This window comes from Pantoea sp. X-Soil-ISGK-285, from assembly GCF_059730815.1.
The window spans coordinates 1,865,818-1,886,082 of the sequence record NZ_AP035938.1; the positions used below are offsets into that span (position 1 = coordinate 1,865,818).

Genomic DNA, 20,265 nt, shown 5'->3' on the forward strand with positions numbered 1-20,265 from the left:
TGAAGGAATAAGTATGTTAAGCATTAAAGATTTGCAGGTCAGTGTTGAAGATAAAGCCATTCTGCGTGGCCTGAATCTCGAAATTAAACCCGGCGAAGTACATGCCATCATGGGCCCGAACGGCTCAGGTAAAAGCACCCTGTCAGCGACGCTGGCAGGCCGTGAAGATTATGAAGTAACCGGCGGTTCGGTCAGCTTCAAAGGTAAAGATCTGCTGGAACTGGCCCCTGAAGAGCGCGCCGGTGAAGGCATCTTTATGGCATTCCAGTATCCGGTAGAAATTCCGGGCGTCAGCAACCAGTTCTTTTTACAGACCTCGGTCAATGCGGTACGCAAATATCGTCAGCAGGAAGAGCTGGATCGCTTCGATTTCCAGGACTTCATTGAAGAGAAAATTGAGCTGCTGAAGATGCCCGCAGATCTGCTGACCCGCTCAGTCAACGTTGGTTTCTCCGGCGGTGAGAAGAAGCGTAACGACATCCTGCAGATGGCGGCACTGGAGCCAGAGCTCTGCATCCTGGATGAGACCGACTCAGGCCTGGATATCGATGCGCTGAAAATCGTGGCGAATGGCGTAAACAGCCTGCGCGACGAGAAGCGTGCCTTTATCATCGTGACCCACTACCAGCGTATTCTGGATTACATCAAGCCAGACTTCGTTCATGTTCTGTATCAGGGCAAAATCGTGAAATCTGGCGACTTCTCGCTGGTGAAACAGCTGGAGGAGCAAGGTTATGGCTGGCTTACCGACGAAGAGTGATTCTGCGCTGCAACAGTGGCATCACCTGTTTGAGTCGCGTGGCGACGTGCGTTCTCTGCAGGCACAGCAGCACTGGCAGCAACTGATGCGCGTTGGCCTGCCAACCCGCAAGCACGAAAACTGGAAGTACACGCCGCTGGACACCTTACTGTCACAGCAGTTTGTACTGCCTGACGCGCCGCAGACCCTGAGCGCTGAACAGGTTGATGCACTGGCGCTGCCGCTGGATGCGATCCGTCTGGTCTATGTTGACGGTCAGTTCCAGCCAGCCTTCAGCAGTCGCGACTGCGAACTGTTTGAGGTTCAGCACAGCGTGGCCGCCGAGCGCCGTCCGCTGCCTGCTGCGGTTCAGCCTGAAGTCTTCCTGCATCTGACAGAGAGTCTGGCTGAAGAGGTGACGACCCTGCGTCTGGCACGCGGTAAATCCGCTGCGCGTCCGGTCTATCTGCTGCATATCACCAGCGGTCAGCAGACGGGTATGAACACAGTTCACTATCGTCATCACCTGCAGCTGGAAGAGAGTGCCGAAGCGGAAGTGATTGAGCACTACGTTTCACTGGATGAGCGCGCCCATTTCACCGGCACGCGCTTTACCTTTGCGGTAGGCGACAATGCAAAACTGACGCACACGAAGCTGGCCTTTGAAAGCAGCGCCAGCTATCACTTTGCGCATAACGATCTGGTCATTGGCAACGATGGCCAGGTCAGCAGCACCAGCTTCCTGCTGGGTGCCGGACTGTCGCGTCACAACACCAGTACCCAGCTGAACGGCGAAAACACCACGCTGGCGATCAACAGCCTGGTGCTGCCGGTGAAACAGGAAGTGGCGGATACCCGTACTTACCTGGAGCACAACAAGGGCCACTGCGTCAGCCGCCAGATGCATAAAACCATCGTGCGCGACAAAGGCCGTGCGGTGTTTAACGGCCACATTAAAGTGGCACAGCATGCGCTGAAGACAGACGGGCAGATGACCAACAACAACCTGTTGCTGGGCAAGCTCTCAGAAGTCGATACCAAACCGCAGCTGGAAATTTATGCGGATGACGTCAAGTGCAGCCACGGTGCCACCATCGGTCGTATTGATGATGAGCAGATGTTCTACCTGCGTTCGCGCGGTATTGAGCAGGATGCTGCACAGACCATGATTATTCATGCTTTTGCCGCAGAACTGACCGAAACACTGGAAAATGAGGTGATGCGTCAGGCCGTGCTGCAGCGTATCGCGCAACGTTTTCCCGGAGGCGACATATGATGAACTTCGATCTCGAACGCGTCAGGGCTGATTTTCCTATCCTGAAGCGTGAGGTCAACGGTCATCCGCTGGCCTATCTTGACAGTGCGGCCAGCGCACAGCGTCCACTCTCGGTGATTAACGCCGAGAGTCATTTCTATCAGCACGGCTATGCGGCCGTGCATCGTGGTATCCATACGCTGAGCCAGCAGGCGACCAGCGACATGGAGAACGTGCGCGATCAGGCTGCCCGTTTTATCAATGCGCAGTCACAGGAAGAGATTGTCTTCGTCAAAGGCACCACCGAAGGCATCAATCTGGTGGCGAACACCTGGGGCAGCAGTAACCTCCAGGCTGGCGATAACCTGATCATCACTGAGATGGAGCATCACGCCAATATCGTTCCATGGCAGATGCTGGCCCAGCGCACCGGCGCAGAAGTGCGTGTCCTGCCATTAAATGACAACGGTGAGCTGGCGCTGGAGCAATTGGCGGGGCTGATCGACAGCCGTACGCGGTTGCTGGCGGTGACGCATGTTTCAAACGTGCTCGGCACGGTTAATCCGGTTAAGGCGATCGTTGCTCAGGCAAAAGCCGCTGGCGTGGTAACGCTGGTGGATGGTGCCCAGGCGGTGATGCATGACAAGGTTGATGTGCAGGATATCGGCTGCGACTTCTACGCCTTCTCCAGCCATAAACTCTATGGACCGAACGGCGTGGGTATTCTCTACGGCTGCAAAGCGCTGCTGGATGAGATGCCACCATGGGAAGGGGGCGGTTCAATGATTGAGCGCGTCATGCTGCCTACCGGCACCACCTGGAACAGTGCGCCGTGGCGCTTTGAAGCGGGTACGCCGAATACCGGCGGTATTATCGGCTTTGGTGCGGCGATGGCCTATGTGCAGGCGCTGGGACTGGATACGATTCATCAGCGCGAGACGGCACTGATGAACTATGCGCTCGATAAGCTGGGCACCGTTCCGGATATCCAGATCTACGGTCCGCAGTCACGAGCTGGCGTTATCGCCTTCAATCTCGGTAAACACCACGCCTACGATGTTGGCAGCTTCCTGGATCAATATGGCATTGCCATCCGCACCGGACATCACTGCGCGATGCCGCTTATGCAGCATTACAATGTACCGGCGATGTGCCGTGCCTCCTTCACGTTCTACAACAGTGAAGAGGAAGTAGATCGTCTGGCTGCCGGTTTGACGCGCATTCATCGTCTGCTGGGCGGCTGAACAGTTTTAACGGAGTCCCTGATGGCGAATTTGCCTGAAAAAGAGAAACTGGTTCGCAACTTCAACCGTTGTGCTAACTGGGAAGAGAAGTACCTCTACATTATTGAGCTGGGTTCAAAGCTTCCGGAATCTTCTGAAACCTTACACCAGCCGGAGAACGTGATTTCGGGTTGTCAGAGTCAGGTGTGGATCAGAATGACCCCGCAGGCGGATGGTTCCATTGCGTTTGAAGGCGACAGCGATGCCGCTATTGTTAAAGGTTTGATTGCTATCGTATTTAGCCTCTATCAGAACCTGCCGCCCGCCGATATCCTGGCGCTGGATGTGCGCCACTGGTTTGGCGAACTGGCACTGATGCAGCACCTGACGCCCACCCGGTCGCAGGGGCTGGAGGCGATGATTCGGTCTATTCGCCATACCGCTCAGAACCTCAGCTAAGTTACACTCCACAGACGCCATCCGGCGTCTGTTTTTTTATCTGACGAGAAAATTGCATGAAACCTGCTTTACGTTTAGCCGGTGCATTGCTGCTGACCTGCTTTGGGCTCTCTGCACCCGCGTTCGCCACCGAATATCCGCTGCCACCACCTGACAGTCGCCTGATTGGCGAAAACGTCGTGACTCAGGTTCCTGACAATAATCAACCTCTGGAAGCGATTGCGGCGCGCTACCAGGTCGGCCTGCTGAGCATGCTGGAGGCAAATCCCGGTACCGATCCCTGGCTGCCCAAAGCGGGCACCCAGCTGACGGTGCCGCTACAGATGATCCTGCCCGATACGCCGCGCGAAGGGATTGTGGTGAATCTGGCCGAGCTGCGTCTCTACTACTATCCCAAAGGGGAGGATAAGGTCATTGTCTATCCCATCGGCATTGGCCAGCTGGGTGCGGCCACGCCAGTGATGGTGACGCAGATCAGCCAGAAGATCCCTAATCCCACCTGGACGCCCACGGCGAACATCCGCAAACGCTACGCCAAAGAGGGCATTACGCTGCCTGGCGTGGTCCCCGCCGGACCGGATAACCCGATGGGGCAGTTTGCCATGCGTCTGGCGCGCGGCACCGGCCAGTATCTGATCCATGGCACTAATGCGAAATTCGGCATCGGCATGCGCGTCAGTTCAGGCTGCATCCGTCTGCGTTCAGAAGATATCGAAGCGCTGTTTAACTCAGCCCCGAAAGGGACGCGGGTACAGATCATCAATCAGCCGGTGAAGTACGCTGTAGAACCGGATGGGAAACGCTACGTGGAAGTGCATCAGCCGCTGTCACGCAACGACAAGGACGATCCACAGACCATGCCGATTGCACTCACTGCCGGAGTGAAGCAGTTTATGAAAAGTGAGAAGAGTGATAGTGCGCTGATTAAAGCCAGCTTAGCGCGACGCTCAGGCATGCCTGTGCTAGTCAGCAGTGGGGAGCCGGTGCAGAGTGATACGGTGCCGCCTGCAGGGCTGGAGAGCGCGTCTGTGGGGGCTGATAGCCCGGTGACACAGGCTGAGGGCAACGCGGTTCAGCCCTGAACGGATAAGTGCCTGTGAAGGGCACTGAATTCGGAGCAAAAAAAATGGCGCCATAAAGGCGCCATTTTTAAACCAGAACTCTTACTTACGGTAAGAGTGAGCCTGGTTGTCCAGACGCTGGTTAGCGCGTGCTGCGTCATCTTTAGCAGCCTGAACGTCTGAACGCACTGCGTTCACGTCGTTGCTCAGCTGGTCAACTTTAGCGTTCAGAGTCTGAACGTCTGAAGACAGCTGGTCGATTTTAGCGTTGCTTGAGCAACCAGCCAGCAGAGTTGAAGCCAGAACTACCGCGCCCAGTACCAGTTTAGTACGATTCATTATTTATACCCTCTAGATTGAGTTAATCTCCATGTAGCGTTACAAGTATTACACAAAGCTTTTTAAGTTGAGAATAAATTTTTGATGAGAAGATGCTTAAATTTGATCGTTCGCTCAAAGAAGCAGCGAATCACAGAATATGATAAAAAAATTTAGCGAAAACAGAGAGATTTAATCGGATTAACCTTAATATTAAGAGTATTTGAATAGTTATTTTCGATTGGAATTTTCTGACATTTGGTTTAAGTAGAAATAAAAAAAAGCGCCCGATAAAGGCGCTTCAAAATAATGGTCAGAGAGCGTTTTACAGAACGTGTACAGAAGCAGTGTTGGTAGTTCCGCTTGGTACTAATGCACCTGACACCAGCACCACGACATCGCCTTTCTGGCCGTAGCCACTTTCCAGCGCCGCTTCTTTACCCAGACGATAGAAATCGTCGGTTGAAGCGATCTCAGTCACCAGACGTGTCTCAATCCCTTTGCTCAGGATCAGCTGACGGGCAGTCATCGGATTGGTGGTCAGCGCCAGGATGGTCGCGTTCGGGAAGTATTTACGCACGGCTTTAGCAGACTTACCCCCTTCGGTAGCAACCACAATCAGTGGCGCTTCCAGCTTCTCAGCGGTCTCTACCGCACCACGGCAGACGGCTTCTGTGATACGCATTTTGCGGTTATCACTCTGGCTGTCGATGCGGGACTTCATCACGCGATCGGTACGCTCACAGATGGTCGCCATGATGGTGACTGACTCCAGCGGATAACGGCCTTTGGCACTCTCACCTGACAGCATGACAGCATCGGTACCGTCAAGAATGGCGTTTGCCACGTCACCGGCTTCTGCGCGGGTAGGGCGCGGGTTCTTGATCATGGAATCGAGCATCTGGGTAGCCGTGATGACCACTTTGCGTGCTTTATTACATTTTTTGATCATCATCTTCTGCGCGAAGATCACTTCTTCAACCGGGATCTCAACGCCCAGATCGCCACGCGCAACCATGATGCCGTCTGAGGCTTCGAGGATTTCGTCGAAGTTGTTCAGGCCTTCCTGGTTTTCGATTTTGGAGATGATCTGGATATGCTCGCCGCCGTTCTGTTTCAGGTGCTCGCGAATTTCCAGCACGTCTGAACGTTTACGGATGAAAGAGGCGGCGACGAAGTCTACGCCCTGCTCACAACCAAAAATCAGGTCGCGCTTATCTTTTTCGGCCAGTGCTGGCAGCTGGATAGAGACGCCTGGCAGGTTAACGCCTTTGTTTTCGCCCAGATCGCCATTGTTCAGGACTTTACACACCACGGTATTTTCAGTGACTTCGGTCACTTCCATACCAATCAGGCCATCATCGACCAGCACCGTGTTGCCGATTTTCAGGTCAGCAGTGAAACCCGGGTAGGTCACCGCAACGCGCTCGCTGTTGCCAATCACGCTCTGGTCTGTAGTAAAGGTAAAGGTCTGACCCGCTTTCAGAGCCGCATCGTTGCCGCCTTCCAGTTTCATGGTGCGGATTTCAGGGCCTTTGGTATCCAGCAGAATAGCGGCCTGACGGCCGGTTTTTTGCATAACGGCACGCATGTTGGTGATGCGTTGGCCATGCTCAGCGTAGTCGCCGTGAGAGAAGTTAAGACGCATAACATTCATGCCAGCTTCAAGCAGCTGAGTCAGCATCTCTTCGGATTCGGTTTTCGGGCCGATTGTACAAACGATTTTAGTCTTTTTCATGACGGATTTTCTGTAAGTTGTGATGGATGAATAAGGGCGGAATCCGATGGCAGCGCATCGAAGTGAAATTTCTGATTGAGACTGAAAAGGGCAGTACTGAGTAAGAATAGGTGACGAAGGCCAGGCGTGCAGGGAAGTTGTGCGGTTACGGTTGGTAACCACCACGCTGTTGTTGCGCAAATCATTTGAGTTATCGCAGTAAGCACGTGATCGCTGAAACCTTTCAAGTAAGCAACGCGGAACAGTATAGACGCTAAGTATGCGAAAACCAATCAAAAAGCAGAAGGGGGAAGCGATGCAGATCAATAAAAGTGGAGTTGCGCAAGCTGAAGGAATTCTGAAAGTGGTGCGCTCTAATGGACTCGAACCATCGACCCCCACCATGTCAAGGTGGTGCTCTAACCAACTGAGCTAAGAGCGCATACTGAATATTGGTGCGTCCGAGTGGACTCGAACCACCGACCCCCACCATGTCAAGGTGGTGCTCTAACCAACTGAGCTACGGACGCACTTGGTGCGCTCTAATGGACTCGAACCATCGACCCCCACCATGTCAAGGTGGTGCTCTAACCAACTGAGCTAAGAGCGCAACATGCTGTCAGGGCGACAGCGGGGACGAATATTAACGGCAGCGTGTGAGGCTGGCAAGGGGAAAATAGTTTTTTCGCCATGACTGCACAGCAACTGTGCTAACCGTCGTTTTTTTCGTCATTGCGGGCCATGAATGACCCGCCTCGAACGTTATCGCGCTGCACGCGTCAGGATAATTTCCGCCGGTGATTGCTGTAACCGTCTGATGCGCCATATCATCATCACCGCAGCCGAGGTCAGGCCGATAATAAAGCCGCACCAGAAGCCCGCAGGTCCCATGCGCGGCACCACCCAGTCGGTCAGCGCCAGCAGATAACCGGCTGGCAGCCCCAGCAGCCAGTAAGCAATAAAGGTAATAAAGAAAATCGACCGCGTATCTTTATAGCCGCGCAGGATCCCGCTGCCAATCACCTGTATCGAGTCTGAGAACTGATAAATTGCCGCCAGCAACATCAGCTGTGCCGCCAGCGTCACCACTTCAGGGTTGTCGTTATAGAGCAGGGCAATCTGATGACGGAACGTCACGGTAAAAATGGCGGTTAGCGCCGCCATGCTGATGCCTACACCCTGTGCGGTCCAGGCCGCGACCCGTGCCTGCTCGGTGGAGCCCTGGCCCAGACGATAACCGACGCGGATGGTGGTCGCGACACCCAGCGACAGCGGCAATACGAACATCAGTGAACTGAAATTGAGCGCAATCTGGTGACCGGCCACGTTAACGATGCCCAGTGGCGAAACCAGCAGGGCGACAACGGCGAACAGCGTGACCTCAAAGAAGAGTGCCAGCGCCACCGGCAATCCCAGCGTCATCAGGCGGCTCAGAATCGGACGGGAAGGGGGTGACCAGCGGCTCTCCATACGGATATCGCGCATGCTACCCATCCGGCGCACCCAGAAGCGCATGCAGATAAACATCACCCAGTAGACCGAGGCGGTCGCCACGCCGCAGCCGACACCGCCCAGGGCTGGCATGCCGAAGTGGCCATAGATAAAGACATAGTTAAGCGGGATGTTGAACATCAGGCCTAAAAAGCCCAGCACCATGCCGGGTTTGGTTTTCGACAGCCCCTCGCATTGATTGCGGAGCACCTGGAAGAAGAGGTAGCCAGGCGCGCCGAACAGCAGGGCATGCAGATAGCCTTCTGCCTTCAGCGCCAGCACTGGATCAATGTCATGCATCGCCCGGATAAGATAACCGGCATGCCACAACAGCACCATAATCAGCAGGGAGACGAAAAAGGCGAGCCAGTATCCCTGGCGGATCTGTTCACCGATGCGTTCGCGGCGGCCAGAACCATTGAGTTGCGCAACGGTGGGCGTCAATGCAAGCAGAAGACCATGACCAAACAGGATGGCCGGTAGCCAGACAGAGGTGCCGACAGCAACGGCGGCCATATCCGTGGCGCTGACTGCGCCGGCCATAATGGTATCCACAAATCCCATTGCGGTTTGAGCCACCTGAGCAAGGATGACCGGAATCGCAAGGGCCAGCAATTGACGCGCTTCTGTTAAATACTTCTGCACGTTAACACCTGACTTATTGAATGAATTAAAAGGGGCAGGAAGCCCGGGGAATTTCGCGAGCTAGTGTAACTGGCGTAACAGAATTCGCCAATCTTTGTCACACAATGCGGTTTGCTCCGCTATAAAGCGGCGGTGCGGGCTGAAATCTAACAGCCGACCTGAGCTGTGATAAACTAGCGTAAACTTCGCAGAGGCAAAGACTATGTTTACCGGTATTGTGCAGGGCACCGCAGAAATCGTGTCCATTGAAGAGAAAGAACTGTTTCGCACCCACACTGTCCGCCTGCCGGAAGAGCTCTTACCGGGTCTGGCGCTGGGCGCATCCGTAGCCCATAACGGTTGCTGTTTAACCGTAACGGCAATTGAAGGCGACCGCGTCAGTTTTGATTTAATTAAAGAGACATTGCGGGTGACTAACCTTGGCGATTTACGTCAGGGCGATGTGGTCAATATTGAGCGTGCAGCGAAATTCAGCGATGAAATAGGCGGACATCTGATGTCTGGTCATATTATGACCACCGCTGAAATCTGCAAGATTATCCAGTCAGAACATAACCGCGAGGTCTGGTTTAAAATCCAGGATGCGGCGCAGATGAAATATATTCTGCATAAAGGGTTTGTCGGCATCGACGGTATCAGCCTGACGGTAGGCGATGTGACTAAGACTAAGTTCTGCGTCTATCTGATCCCGGAAACGCTTGAGCGTACCACGCTGGGGGCGAAGACCTTTGGCGATCGGGTGAATATTGAAATCGATCCGCACACGCAGGCAATCGTGGAGACCGTTGAGCGGGTGTTAGCACAGCGCGATGCCGCGGCGGCGATGAGCATGCTGACCGGCCAGTCAAAGACAGAGAGTTAATAAAAGGCGCGTAAGCACCGCAGACAGCCCAATCGGTTTTACTCTGTCAGCATTATAAAAGCGCAGGGCGCCGGCTCAGAAGAGGAAAGCGTCCCGCCGCCCGGATAAAAACGCCGGGAGCGTTTTTGAACAACGCAAAGCGTTGGCCCGGCAACGGGCGTACCTCAGGGATGAGGTGCGTAATCGCGTGGGCCGGGCGTGTCAGGGATGACGGGTTTTGCGACTTTCCGATCTGACCCCGTTCCTTGCGCAACGCTCCCTGTTAAAGCAAAACAGGCCCTTCTTTTCAAGTGTTCAGCCGGGGCAGCGCCTTCTTAATTGCCCGCTTTTTAACCCCTACCGCGCCACCCGTAATCCCCCCTCAACACCGCGACTGAACACGATCTGCCACAGCTGAATATCACGCGCCCGGAAGGCACCGGCACAGGCATTCAGATAATAGGAGAACATCCGTTTAAAGCGTTCGCCATATTTATCGGCCAGCTCTGGCCAGGCCTGCAAAAAGCGTTCATGCCAGGCCATCAGTGTTTTATCGTAGTCTGCGCCGAAGTTGTGCCAGTCTTCCAGAATAAAATGGGGTTCGCTGGCATCGGCCACATGGCGCACCGAAGGCAGGCAGCCGTTGGGGAAGATATATTTATCGATCCAGGGATCGACACTCATATCGGTTTTAATCGCGCCGATGGTGTGAAGCAGGAAAATACCGTCAGGCTTTAAATTACGATCGACCACGTCAAAATAGGTCGCGTAATTTTTCGGTCCGACATGTTCAAACATACCCACCGACACAATACGATCAAACTGCTCATTCAGATCGCGATAATCCTGCAACAGAATCGTGACGTCTAATCCGCTGCAGCGCTGCTGCGCCAGTTTCTGTTGTTCGGCGGAAATCGTCACGCCATGCACTTTAACGCCATAATAACGTGCGGCAAATTCCGCGAGTCCGCCCCAGCCACAGCCGATATCCAGCAGTGACATTCCGGGTTCCAGCGCTAATTTACGGCAGATCATATCCAGCTTGGCTTCCTGCGCCGTCGCCAGTGTCGTCGCCTCTTTCCAGTAGCCACAGGAGTATTGCATATAGGGATCGAGCATCAGTGAAAAGAGGTCGTTGCCCAGGTCGTAATGCTCTTTACCGACAATCCACGCCCGTTTTTTTGACTGCAGATTGGTTAAGCGTGCGGCGGCAATGCGCAGCGTATCTTTGAAGTGATGAGGCAGCTGCTGATCGAGTTTATGTTTAAGTACCTGGTGGAAGAAAATATCCAGCCGGTCACACTCCCACCATCCATCCATATAGCTCTCACCGAGCCCAAGAGAGCCCTCCTGCAGAACACGTTTAAAAAAACCAGGATGATTAATATGAATATCCCAGGGACGTGAACCATTAATTTCGATATCCGCTTTTTCCAGCAGTTCATGAACGATGCGATACCAATGGTTTTCTTCGAGGCTCACTTCTTCTGCATAAGATGAACTCATAGATTTTCCACCACCTGTCCAATCTGAACCTGAACAAAGAGTAGCCAATTTATTCAGGCAATGAGAAACGATGCGGATGGCTCCGCAAACCGGTTATCTGTGTGATACAGAGGACTGGAACAGCCTGCAGCAGGTCGGGTAAGGTGAGAATAACGCGCGCGAATACCATCCCGGCAGCAAGGTGCCAATCAGATTATTACGTTATTATATTGTTGATTTATTACAGATTTGTTGACCCGGATGAGTATATGCTCACGCGGGTCAATATTCAATAACTTATTGTTAGGGCGCTAACTAAAAAGTCAGTGTGTCACTGATTATCCTGGCAGGCAGTTTGCGCAGAGGCAACAACAGTTTGTGCGCTTGCGGCACGCTGCATGGCGTAACCCATCAGCGCCAGCACAATTGTCACCGTCATCATCAGTGTGGTGGTAAATAGCGCCTGAGTTAAGCCGGCCGACACCGCCAAACTGGCAGCGAAACAGAGTCCTAACTGCAGTGTATTCTGCAACGCGGCGGCTTTACCGGTAGCGGTCGGAAAGGGCATCAGCGCACTGGACACCACAATCGGATAGATCGCGCCGTTAGCCAGCGCCATACCGCAGAACGGTACCATCAGACTCACCAGCGTGCTGCTGCCAGCAAGCGCAACAGCAAACAGCGCCAGAATGCTCAGGCTGTAAACGGCCAGCAGCCAGGGCAGCAACTGTGCGCCGTTAAAGCGGTTGAGCAGGGTGCGACAGCCGAAGCCGCCAATTAAAAAGGCGAGCGTCTGGGGCACATAACTCAGACCGATATCGGCGGGCGACAGACCCAGATCCGCCAGAATAAAGGGCGATCCGGTCAGCCAGGCAAAGAAGCTGGCTGAGCAGGCGGAGTAGATCAGCACGTTGCCGCTGTAGACCCGGGATTTAAGCAGCGTGAAAAAGCCGGGCTGCGCACCTTTTTCTCCCGCGGCCTTGCGCACGGTGGGCAGACGCAGCGTGGTCAGAATCAACGCCACCGCAATCAGGGTCAGCACCAGGAAAATCGAACGCCAGTGGAAGTGGCCGATCAGCCAGGCACCCAGTAGCGGAGCCAGCGCCGGAGAGAGCGCAACCAGCGGCATAATGGTGGCAAAGACTTTGTTAGCGCGCGCTGCAGGGTAGCGATCCACCACCAGCGCCTGCCAGCTTACGGCAGCGGCACAGACGCCAATCGCCTGGACAAAACGCAGCGCCAGCATCAGATAGATATCATTCACCCACAGCATGCCTGCGCAGCCAGCGCCAAACATGGCCAGTCCGGACAGCAGCACCGGTTTACGACCGATGCGATCGGAAAGCGGTCCCCAGAAGAGCTGACCCACGGCGAAGCCGCCCAGGAAGAGACTCATACTGGCGCTGATCAGACCGGGTGAAGTGTTAAAGGTTTGCTGCATCGCACCAAAGGCGGGCAGGTACATATCAGTGGCTAAAAAGCCCAGCATGCTCAGCAGGGCAAGGTAGGGCATAAACCCTTTATTCGACAGCATCTGATTCTCATTTTTGCAGGATAAACGCGGCAGAGTGTAAAAGGTGCGTTTGCTGCTGTGAAACGGTAATATTTGCCGATTGCTGTTAAAATTTTTGAAGGCAGATTATGTGGTCAGAATATGCATTAGAAGTGGTTGACGCTGTCGCCCGTGGGGGGAGCTTCAGCGCCGCCGCGCAGGAGTTGCATCGGGTGCCCTCTGCCATCAGCTATACGGTGCGTCAGCTGGAAAACTGGCTGGCGGTACCGCTGTTTGAACGGCAGCATCGCGAAGTGGTTCTGACCCCGGCGGGTGAGCATTTTGTCCGGGAAGGACGCAGCGTCATCAAAAAAATGCTTGCCACCCGGCGACAGTGTCAGCAGCTGGCTAACGGCTGGCGCGGCCAGCTAAGCATAGCCGTTGACCGTATCGCTAAACCTCAGCGCACCCGGCAGCTGGTCAAAGATTTCTATCGCCACTTTCCTGATATGGAGCTGATCATCAGCTATGAAGTCTTTAACGGCGTCTGGGATGCGCTGGCCGATGGCCGGGTGGAAGTGGCGATTGGTGCCACTCAGGCGATACCGGTGGGCGGACGTTTTGCTTTTCGGGATATGGGCACGCTTAACTGGCGCTGCGTGGTTGCGCCCGACCATCCTCTGACACAGGCGAGCCAGATAGATGATGACACGCTGCGGAGCTGGCCATCCCTGGTGCTGGAAGATACTTCTCGCGCACTGCCGCGTCGTATGACATGGACGCTGGATAACCAGCGCCGGCTGGTGGTGCCGGAGTGGCAAACCGGGCTCGAGTGCGTGCAGGCGGGATTGTGTGTGGCGATGGTGCCGGGCCATCTGGCCAGGCCACTGCTCGACAGCGGCGAGCTGGTTGAACTGACGCTGCCGGTGGCGTTTCCGGACAGCCCATGCTGCGTCAGCTGGGCAGAGGATCGCGCATCACCGGCGACAGGCTGGTTGCTCAGCTATCTGGGTGATGCGCAAACGCTTAATCAGGAGTGGTTAAGCGAGCATTAACGGCGATAGTCGCGGAACGGGCCATCGGCCACGGAACGGCGCTCAATCAGCGTGGGATGGACCTCAATCGTTTGTGACACTTCGCGTTTACTGGTAATGCGGTCCAGCAGCATTTCCAGCGCTTTCTCACCCAGCTGGGCTTTAGGCTGATGCACTGTGGTCAGGGCCGGTGCAAAATAACGGGCGTTGCGCACATTGTCATAGCCGATCACCGAAATATCCTGGGGGACGCGTAAACCCATCTCGTCGGCGGCGCAAATCGCGCCCATCGCCATGATGTCACCGCCACAGAACACCGCCGTGGGACGCTGCTTCTGCGACAGGATCTGCTGCATCGCCTGATAGCCCGACTCCGGCTCAAAGTCACCCTGCACAATCCACTCGGCGCGTGGCTGAATACCCGCTTCTTCCATCGCCTTCAGGAAACCGGCATGACGTCCGCCACCGGTGTTACGCTCCATCTGGCCGGGGATTGCACCAATATCCCGGTGTCCGCGTTCAATCAGATAGCGTCCCGCCAGATAGCCGCCCTGGAAAGCATTATCCAGTACCGTGTCGGTGAAGTCGGCGCGCGATTCACCCCAGTCCATCACCACCATCGGGATATTGCGGTTCTCTTCCAGCATCTGCAGCAGATCGTCCGGATATTCAGAGCACATCACCAGCAGCCCATCGACGCGTTTCTGCGCCATCATGCTGAGATAGGCGCGCTGTTTTTGCAGATCGTTATGCGCATTACCCAGAATCAGCGTATAGCCTTTGTCAAAGCAGTGATTTTCAACCGCTTCGATAATTTCAGCGAAATAGGGCGCTTCGCTGGAGGTGGCAAGCAGGCCCAGCGTTTTGGTGTGGTTCACTTTCAGGCTGCGCGCCACGGCGCTCGGCGAGTAGTGCAGTTCTTTAATCGCCTGCCAGACCGCGTTGCGCGTCTCTTCAGCCACAAAGCGGGTTTTATTGATGACGTGCGAAACGGTGGTCGTTGAGACGCCAGCGCGTTTCGCCACATCTTTAATTGTTGCCATGAAAATCGGACTCCAGTGCTTATCTAACTCTATGATAAGCGTAGTGTTAAACGTTTGCGTCTGTTCAGGTTTTTTTCCGCAAAAATGCAGCATTCATGGCCAGGAAACAGGCCGCTGGCGGCGTAAAAGCGCCTGAAAACGTGCGCAAACGGAATCAGGGTTGCGCGCGTTGCGCAACAAAGGCGGGATTCTAACAAGGCTGAACGGATAAAACGAGATTTTTACCGGGCCCTGTGGGAAAATGCGATACCCCTGCTAATTGTGTGACTAAGGAGCAAGCAATGAGTACCGATCTTAAACTGGCTTTAATGACCACCGCGGGCTGTCTGCTGATGATTGTGGCCTTTAGTTTTACCGCTATTCTGCACTAAAAAAAAGCCGGGATTATCCCGGCTCTCTTCTGGTTGTTCTGCTGCTCAGCGTATGGTTTTTGGCGTCATCACCCGACGGGCACCAATATAGTGGCGCTGCCAGTAATCTTCTCCTAACGCGCTGATCTGAATATCTTTGCCGGTGCGTGGCGACTGGATAAACTTGCCATCACCCAGGTAAACGCCGACATGGTCCGCAGTACCGCGTCCATTGATACGGAAGAAGACCAGATCGCCTTTCTCCAGCGACTCACGCTTGATCGGCGCGGCATCACGCAGGTGGTACATCTCGTTAGCAGTACGTGGGATCTTAAACTTCACCAGATCTTTATAGGCGTACCAGACCAGGCCGCTGCAATCGAAACCGGTATGGGGAGAGGTGCCGCCCCACTGATAGGGTTTACCCAACTGACCCATCAGCTTGGTCATCGCGGTTTCGCGGGCCTTCTGGTAGCGCTGACGGTGAGATTTGCTCATCTTAATCGTGCCGGTCTCGCTGGTGGTGACCTCAGCGGTTTTCAGCAGGCGCTGATGACCATAACGTTTTTTCTCTTTGTTCTTACTGAGACGGGCGGTTTTTAGCGAGGTCTTTTTAGCAGGCGTCTGTTTCGCGGTGAGTTCGACTTTTTTCAGTTTTTTTGTTTTTAGTTTTTGAACCGGGCTGAGGCGAGTCTTTTTCGTCACCGTTTTGACCGGGCGACGCTTGCGACGCTCATCGTCGCGCGCACTCTTTTTCTCTGCTTTATGCGTACTGACGTTCACCGGCGCGTGAGGCGACGCAGCGGCGATGTTGAAAAACAGTTGCGCAAAGGCCAGCATGAAAAACGTAATGATTAAACGCATAGTCCGTTGATTAGTTAAGTTGTCAGGGCCACTACGCACCGCGACAAAGTTGAGATTAATCTGATCCAGGATCAGCGCCCAGGCCATTCTAGTCCAGTTCTTTTAAAAACTGTAATGCCTTTTAATATTAATCTTTGCAACCCACGCAATTGTGCTGAAAATGAACATTTTCAGCGTCTTATATCAACGAAATTATTACGAATTATTAATCTGTTACCTGCTGTTAATAATCAGGAATTCAGGTGTCCCGGAGCAGGACTTAACAATGATGGCGATTTAATCGGGCAGCGATCAAAATCTCGTTTTCAGTCACGCTGCGAAGTCGCTACAATAAACAAACACGATGTGACGAATTAAGGAAGGCAATTATGAGTACTGTAGAAAAAATTCAGCGCCAGATCGCAGAAAACCCGATCCTGCTGTACATGAAAGGTTCCCCGAAACTGCCAAGCTGCGGTTTCTCTGCACAGGCGGTGCAGGCGCTGTCAGCCTGCGGTGAGCGTTTTGCTTACGTGGATATTCTGCAGAACCCGGACATTCGTGCCGAGATGCCGAAATTCGCTAACTGGCCAACTTTCCCGCAGCTGTGGGTTGATGGCGAGCTGGTCGGTGGATGCGACATCATCGTTGAGATGTTACAGCGTGGTGAACTGCAGACGCTGATCAAAGAGACCGCAGAAAAATTTAAAGAAGCAGAATAAAAAAAGGCCGACATCACGTCGGCCTTTTCATTGCGGCATCCCTTATGCGGATGTCGTGGCTTCTGCATCGCCTTCCGTGAAGGGCAGTGGCCAGCCGCCTAACCGCTTCCAGCGGTTCACCAGCTCGCAGAACAGCGTTGCCGTCTGCTGAGTATCATAAAGCGCCGAATGCGCCTGCGTGCTGTCAAACTCCATTCCCGCCGCAATACAGGCCTTCGCCAGCACCGTCTGACCCAAAACCAGTCCGCTCAGGGCCGCGGTGTCAAAGGTGGCAAACGGGTGAAACGGGTTGCGCTTCAGGCTGGCTCGTTCCGCCGCCGCTGACATAAAGTTCAGGTCGAAGGTGGCATTGTGCGCCACCATAATGGCGCGATTGCAGCCGCTGTCTTTAATGCCCTTGCGCACCATTTTGAAAATGGCGTGCAGCGCCTCATATTCACTGACCGCGCCGCGCAGCGGATTGCTGGGATCGATGCCGGTAAAGGCCAGGGCTTCGGGATGCAGCAGCGATCCGACAAAAGGTTCGACGTTGAAATGCAGCGTCTGGTCAATCTGAATCCATCCCTCTTCATCCATTTTCAGCGTGATAGCGGCAATCTCCAGTAACGCATCGGTTTGCGCATTGAAACCCGCGGTTTCAACGTCGATCACCACCGGATAGAAGCCACGGAAACGTTGATTGAGTGCATTAGGGGAATTCGATTCAGACATCAGGATCTCGTTGCAGAAAAAGGGCAGCGCGTATTATGGCAAAAAACGGGGCCGGGTGCAGCAGATGAAGCGCAGAGAAGGGGATTCAGCCCACCCGACCGGGCGGGCTGACAGGCAGGTTTAGTTGCCGAGGCCGTTACCGGCATCTTTGTTTTCGATCAGCTCGATTTTGTAACCATCGGGATCTTCAACAAAGGCAATAATGGTGGAGCCGCCTTTAACCGGGCCAGCTTCACGCGTCACGTTGCCGCCATCTTTGCGGATACGTTCGCAGGCCGCTGCTGCGTCATCAACGCCCAGCGCAATATGACCATAGGCATCACCGAGATCATACTTATCGACGCCCCAGTTGTAGGTCAGTTCGATCACCGCACCTTCGCTCTCGTCGGTGTAGCCCACAAATGCCAGGGTATATTTGTATTCGGTGTTTTCGCTCTGACGCAACACGCGCATGCCCAGCACACGGGTGTAGAAATCGATTGAACGTTGCAGATCGCCAACGCGCAGCATGGTATGAAGTAAACGCATAACATCCTCTTTTAAATAAAACGCCATCGCCCGATGACTCAGGCGCTAAGTATAGCGATGAAAATCGCTATTGAATAATGGCTGCCGTCATCATCCCGGACGGCAGCCCGAACCGGTTACAGCGTCGGGTAGTCGATATAACCTTCCGCGCCGCCGCCGTAGAAGCTTTCCGGACGCTGTGGATTGAGTGGGGCGTCCTGCTGCAGACGCTCAACCAGATCCGGGTTAGCAATGTAATCGCGACCAAACGCAACCGCATCGATCAGACCGCGACCAATCAGGTCATCCGCTTTCTCAACGGTATAGGCACCGGCACCAATGATGGCACCCGGGAAGAGATCACGCACTTTCTGACGGAAAGCGTCGGTATAAGGCTGACCGCCGGCCCAGTCTGGCTCAGAGAGGTGCAGATAGGCGATGTTGCGTTTTGCCAGCTCGCCGATATACCACAGCGCCGCTTCCTCTTCATCCGGGCCGTTGTCCAGATTCTGGAAGCTGCCGATAGGTGAGACGCGAATACCAATGCGATCGGCTGACCAGTTAGCGATCACCGCATCAACCACTTCCAGCGCAAAGCGACCGCGTTTTTCGATGCTGCCGCCATATTCATCAGTACGCTGGTTTGAGCCAGGAGCCAGGAACTGGTGCATCAGGTAACCGTGCGCCGAGTGCAGCTCAAGCAGGTCAAAGTCCGCTTCACGCGCGTTGGCCGCAGCCTGGCCAAAATCTGCCACGATCTGCTTAATCTCTGGCACTGTCAGCTCACGCGGCGTTGAGGTATCTTCGCGATAGACGCTGCCATCTTCAGCACGCAGTGAGGTACGGGTGCCAGCGGCAATCGCCGATGGCGCAACCGGTGCTTTGCCTTCCGGCTGCACGCTGTTATGTGAGATACGACCGGTGTGCCATAACTGTACTGCGGTGTGACCGCCAGCCTGATGCACGCCTTCGTTAATCGCTTTCCACGCTGCAATCTGTGGCTGAGTATGTAAGCCTGGCGCACCGGCATAGCCTTTCGCCTGGAAAGAGATCTGGGTCGCTTCGGTGATGATCAAACCGGCGCTGGCGCGCTGGCGATAATATTCAGCCATCATCGGGGTAGGGATGTCGCCTGGCTCAATGCTGCGCAGACGGGTCAGCGGTGCCATAAATACGCGGTTTGGGACGGTAATTGCACCGACTTTTAGCGGACGAAACAGCTGGGTACTCGCCATAATAGCTCCTGATTAGTAGACCAGTCGTCTACAAACATGTTTTTTAAAAATCAGCGGCGTTCAAGCCACTGTTCGATGGTACTCAATGCCAGACGCAGTGGCTGCGCCTCGCGGGAAATTTTGCTCTGCAGGCTGGCACCTAGCCACAGCAGCGACAGCAATTCCGCCATCTGCGCGGGGGGCTGCGGCAGGCTCAGCGACTCCTGCTGCTCTGCGGCAATCAGGGTCCGGGCGTAGAGTGCCGTGATCTTTCCGGCACCCTGCTGCAGTGCATCACGCATCGGCTCTGAGAGATCGCACACCTCCGCGGAGACTTTGACGCCCAGACAGCCTACGATGTGGCCCTGCTGAACAAACAGATCAACGGCAGCACGAAAGTGGTTAAGCAGACGCTCACGCGGCGTGCCTTCGGTCTGGTTAAGCTGCAACGCTACATCCTGCAGGAAACGCGCAAAATAGCGCTCCAGTAACGCCACGCCAAACGCCTCTTTAGAACGGAAGTAGTAGTAGAAGGAGCCTTTCGGCACCGCCGCCTGCGTCAGCAGTTCGCTGAGGCCCATTCCGGTAAAACCGCGTTGCAGACAGAGTTGCTCACCTGTCTGGAGCAGGTGTTCGCGGGTTTCGTTGCGTTGTAGCGTCTTATTCATGGCAGTGAGATTAGTAGACCAGTCGGTCTAATGCAACGCAACCCTCTCTATTTGGCACAGAGTGTTCACTCCTGAGTCAAAGAACAGGATAATTCTGGCCGGGTGGGGCTTACTTCCTGCGCAACCAGGCTACGCTTTTTACTGGACTGTTTATTCTGTGAATCCGGAGGCGTGGTGGCCGAGCAGCTTGAGTTTTTCCCGGTTCCCAGCCCCTGTCGCGGCATCTGCCAGACGGATGCGCGCGGCTACTGCCTGGGATGTTTACGCAGCCGCGATGAGCGGTTCAACTGGCTGCGCTTCAGCGATGCGCAAAAGCGTGAGGTCATTCGTCTTTGTCAGCAGCGGCGTCAGCGTCTGCAACGGCAACAGAAAGGTGAGGAGCCACACGCGCCACAACAGCCGGAGTTATTCTGACGACTTTGCGCTTTCCGTTATACTCTCTGACAC

Annotated in this window: 21 protein-coding genes and 3 tRNA genes; 10 read left to right on the top strand and 14 right to left on the bottom strand. The window is 54.5% G+C overall.

The features are described 5' to 3' along the window. Positions 1–13 precede the first annotated feature (13 nt). The 5 genes from sufC to AC6I8B_RS08910 are packed head-to-tail and all read left to right on the top strand — an operon-like array spanning position 14 to position 4,758. Positions 14–760, top strand: coding sequence for a Fe-S cluster assembly ATPase SufC (sufC, locus tag AC6I8B_RS08890; protein WP_010245631.1), 747 nt, complete (start codon positions 14–16; stop codon positions 758–760). Then, positions 735–2,015, top strand: a complete 1,281-nt coding sequence (gene sufD / locus AC6I8B_RS08895) for a Fe-S cluster assembly protein SufD (protein WP_052271702.1) — start codon at positions 735–737, stop codon at positions 2,013–2,015. The genes sufC and sufD overlap by 26 nt, the downstream gene beginning before the upstream one ends. Further along, positions 2,015–3,238: a cysteine desulfurase SufS gene (gene sufS / locus AC6I8B_RS08900; RefSeq protein ID WP_157352878.1), complete on the top strand. Its 1,224-nt coding sequence runs from the start codon at positions 2,015–2,017 to the stop codon at positions 3,236–3,238. Before sufD ends, sufS begins: the two co-directional genes overlap by 1 nt. Before the next feature lie 21 nt (positions 3,239–3,259). Beyond that, positions 3,260–3,676 (top strand): cysteine desulfuration protein SufE, encoded by a 417-nt coding sequence (gene sufE / locus AC6I8B_RS08905; protein WP_010245623.1) that lies wholly within the window; start codon positions 3,260–3,262, stop codon positions 3,674–3,676. A gap of 56 nt (positions 3,677–3,732) precedes the next feature. Next, positions 3,733–4,758 (top strand): L,D-transpeptidase family protein, encoded by a 1,026-nt coding sequence (locus AC6I8B_RS08910; protein ID WP_157352004.1) that lies wholly within the window; start codon positions 3,733–3,735, stop codon positions 4,756–4,758. Positions 4,759–4,839: 81 nt separating this feature from the next. Here the strand turns inward: AC6I8B_RS08910 and AC6I8B_RS08915 are convergent, their stop codons facing one another. The 6 genes from AC6I8B_RS08915 to AC6I8B_RS08940 all read right to left on the bottom strand — a co-directional run bounded on the left by AC6I8B_RS08915 (position 4,840) and on the right by AC6I8B_RS08940 (position 8,908). Next, on the bottom strand, positions 4,840–5,076 hold the full coding sequence (locus AC6I8B_RS08915) for a major outer membrane lipoprotein (protein WP_009090492.1): 237 nt from the start codon (positions 5,074–5,076) through the stop codon (positions 4,840–4,842). A 304-nt stretch (positions 5,077–5,380) separates the two neighbouring features. After that, positions 5,381–6,793, bottom strand: coding sequence for a pyruvate kinase PykF (pykF, locus tag AC6I8B_RS08920; RefSeq protein WP_010245613.1), 1,413 nt, complete (start codon positions 6,791–6,793; stop codon positions 5,381–5,383). A gap of 344 nt (positions 6,794–7,137) precedes the next feature. Continuing rightward, positions 7,138–7,214: transfer RNA gene (locus tag AC6I8B_RS08925), tRNA-Val, on the bottom strand. An 11-nt stretch (positions 7,215–7,225) separates the two neighbouring features. After that, positions 7,226–7,302, bottom strand: a tRNA-Val gene (locus AC6I8B_RS08930). Between the two features lie 3 nt (positions 7,303–7,305). Continuing rightward, positions 7,306–7,382 (bottom strand) — tRNA-Val (locus tag AC6I8B_RS08935). A gap of 152 nt (positions 7,383–7,534) precedes the next feature. Next, positions 7,535–8,908 (bottom strand): MATE family efflux transporter, encoded by a 1,374-nt coding sequence (locus tag AC6I8B_RS08940; RefSeq protein WP_022625743.1) that lies wholly within the window; start codon positions 8,906–8,908, stop codon positions 7,535–7,537. A 202-nt stretch (positions 8,909–9,110) separates the two neighbouring features. Here AC6I8B_RS08940 and AC6I8B_RS08945 point away from each other — a divergent pair, with 202 nt between their 5' ends. Beyond that, a complete protein-coding gene (locus tag AC6I8B_RS08945) occupies positions 9,111–9,770 on the top strand; it encodes a riboflavin synthase (protein ID WP_010245607.1) in 660 nt (219 codons plus the stop codon). 336 nt (positions 9,771–10,106) lie between these two features. On the opposite strand, the gene cfa is transcribed toward AC6I8B_RS08945, so the two are convergent. Together cfa and punC are read right to left on the bottom strand one after the other, a co-directional pair. Beyond that, a complete protein-coding gene (gene cfa / locus AC6I8B_RS08950; protein ID WP_033786194.1) occupies positions 10,107–11,255 on the bottom strand; it encodes a cyclopropane fatty acyl phospholipid synthase in 1,149 nt (382 codons plus the stop codon). Positions 11,256–11,565: 310 nt separating this feature from the next. Continuing rightward, positions 11,566–12,768 carry a purine nucleoside transporter PunC gene (gene punC, locus AC6I8B_RS08955; RefSeq protein ID WP_062757543.1) on the bottom strand — a complete coding sequence of 401 codons (1,203 nt, stop codon included), beginning with the start codon at positions 12,766–12,768 and terminating at the stop codon, positions 11,566–11,568. A gap of 107 nt (positions 12,769–12,875) precedes the next feature. Here punC and punR point away from each other — a divergent pair, with 107 nt between their 5' ends. Next, entirely contained in the window at positions 12,876–13,781 is a 906-nt protein-coding gene (gene punR, locus AC6I8B_RS08960) for a DNA-binding transcriptional activator PunR (protein ID WP_010245598.1), read from the top strand. Here punR and purR read toward each other — a convergent pair. Then, a complete protein-coding gene (gene purR, locus AC6I8B_RS08965; RefSeq protein WP_010245595.1) occupies positions 13,778–14,803 on the bottom strand; it encodes an HTH-type transcriptional repressor PurR in 1,026 nt (341 codons plus the stop codon). The two genes, punR and purR, sit on opposite strands and share 4 nt — an antisense overlap. A gap of 281 nt (positions 14,804–15,084) precedes the next feature. Between purR and cydH the strand changes: the two genes are divergently transcribed. Further along, on the top strand, positions 15,085–15,174 hold the full coding sequence (gene cydH, locus AC6I8B_RS08970) for a cytochrome bd-I oxidase subunit CydH (RefSeq protein WP_010245592.1): 90 nt from the start codon (positions 15,085–15,087) through the stop codon (positions 15,172–15,174). A 45-nt stretch (positions 15,175–15,219) separates the two neighbouring features. Here cydH and AC6I8B_RS08975 read toward each other — a convergent pair whose 3' ends face one another. Beyond that, on the bottom strand, positions 15,220–16,017 hold the full coding sequence (locus AC6I8B_RS08975; RefSeq protein WP_010245589.1) for a C40 family peptidase: 798 nt from the start codon (positions 16,015–16,017) through the stop codon (positions 15,220–15,222). A gap of 365 nt (positions 16,018–16,382) precedes the next feature. Between AC6I8B_RS08975 and AC6I8B_RS08980 the strand changes: the two genes are divergently transcribed. After that, entirely contained in the window at positions 16,383–16,718 is a 336-nt protein-coding gene (locus AC6I8B_RS08980) for a Grx4 family monothiol glutaredoxin (RefSeq protein ID WP_170933470.1), read from the top strand. Between the two features lie 42 nt (positions 16,719–16,760). Here AC6I8B_RS08980 and rnt read toward each other — a convergent pair whose 3' ends face one another. The 4 genes from rnt to AC6I8B_RS09000 form a co-directional block, all read right to left on the bottom strand. Beyond that, a complete protein-coding gene (gene rnt / locus AC6I8B_RS08985; protein ID WP_157352006.1) occupies positions 16,761–17,429 on the bottom strand; it encodes a ribonuclease T in 669 nt (222 codons plus the stop codon). Between the two features lie 120 nt (positions 17,430–17,549). Next, complete coding sequence (gloA, locus tag AC6I8B_RS08990; protein WP_010245580.1) at positions 17,550–17,957, bottom strand: lactoylglutathione lyase; 408 nt, start codon at positions 17,955–17,957, stop codon at positions 17,550–17,552. A gap of 116 nt (positions 17,958–18,073) precedes the next feature. Next, positions 18,074–19,171 (bottom strand): alkene reductase, encoded by a 1,098-nt coding sequence (locus AC6I8B_RS08995; protein WP_010245578.1) that lies wholly within the window; start codon positions 19,169–19,171, stop codon positions 18,074–18,076. Positions 19,172–19,221: 50 nt separating this feature from the next. Continuing rightward, positions 19,222–19,818 (bottom strand): TetR/AcrR family transcriptional regulator, encoded by a 597-nt coding sequence (locus AC6I8B_RS09000; RefSeq protein WP_010245576.1) that lies wholly within the window; start codon positions 19,816–19,818, stop codon positions 19,222–19,224. A gap of 174 nt (positions 19,819–19,992) precedes the next feature. Between AC6I8B_RS09000 and AC6I8B_RS09005 the strand changes: the two genes are divergently transcribed. Beyond that, positions 19,993–20,232: a DUF1289 domain-containing protein gene (locus AC6I8B_RS09005; protein ID WP_010245573.1), complete on the top strand. Its 240-nt coding sequence runs from the start codon at positions 19,993–19,995 to the stop codon at positions 20,230–20,232. The last annotated feature ends 33 nt before the right edge of the window (positions 20,233–20,265 follow it).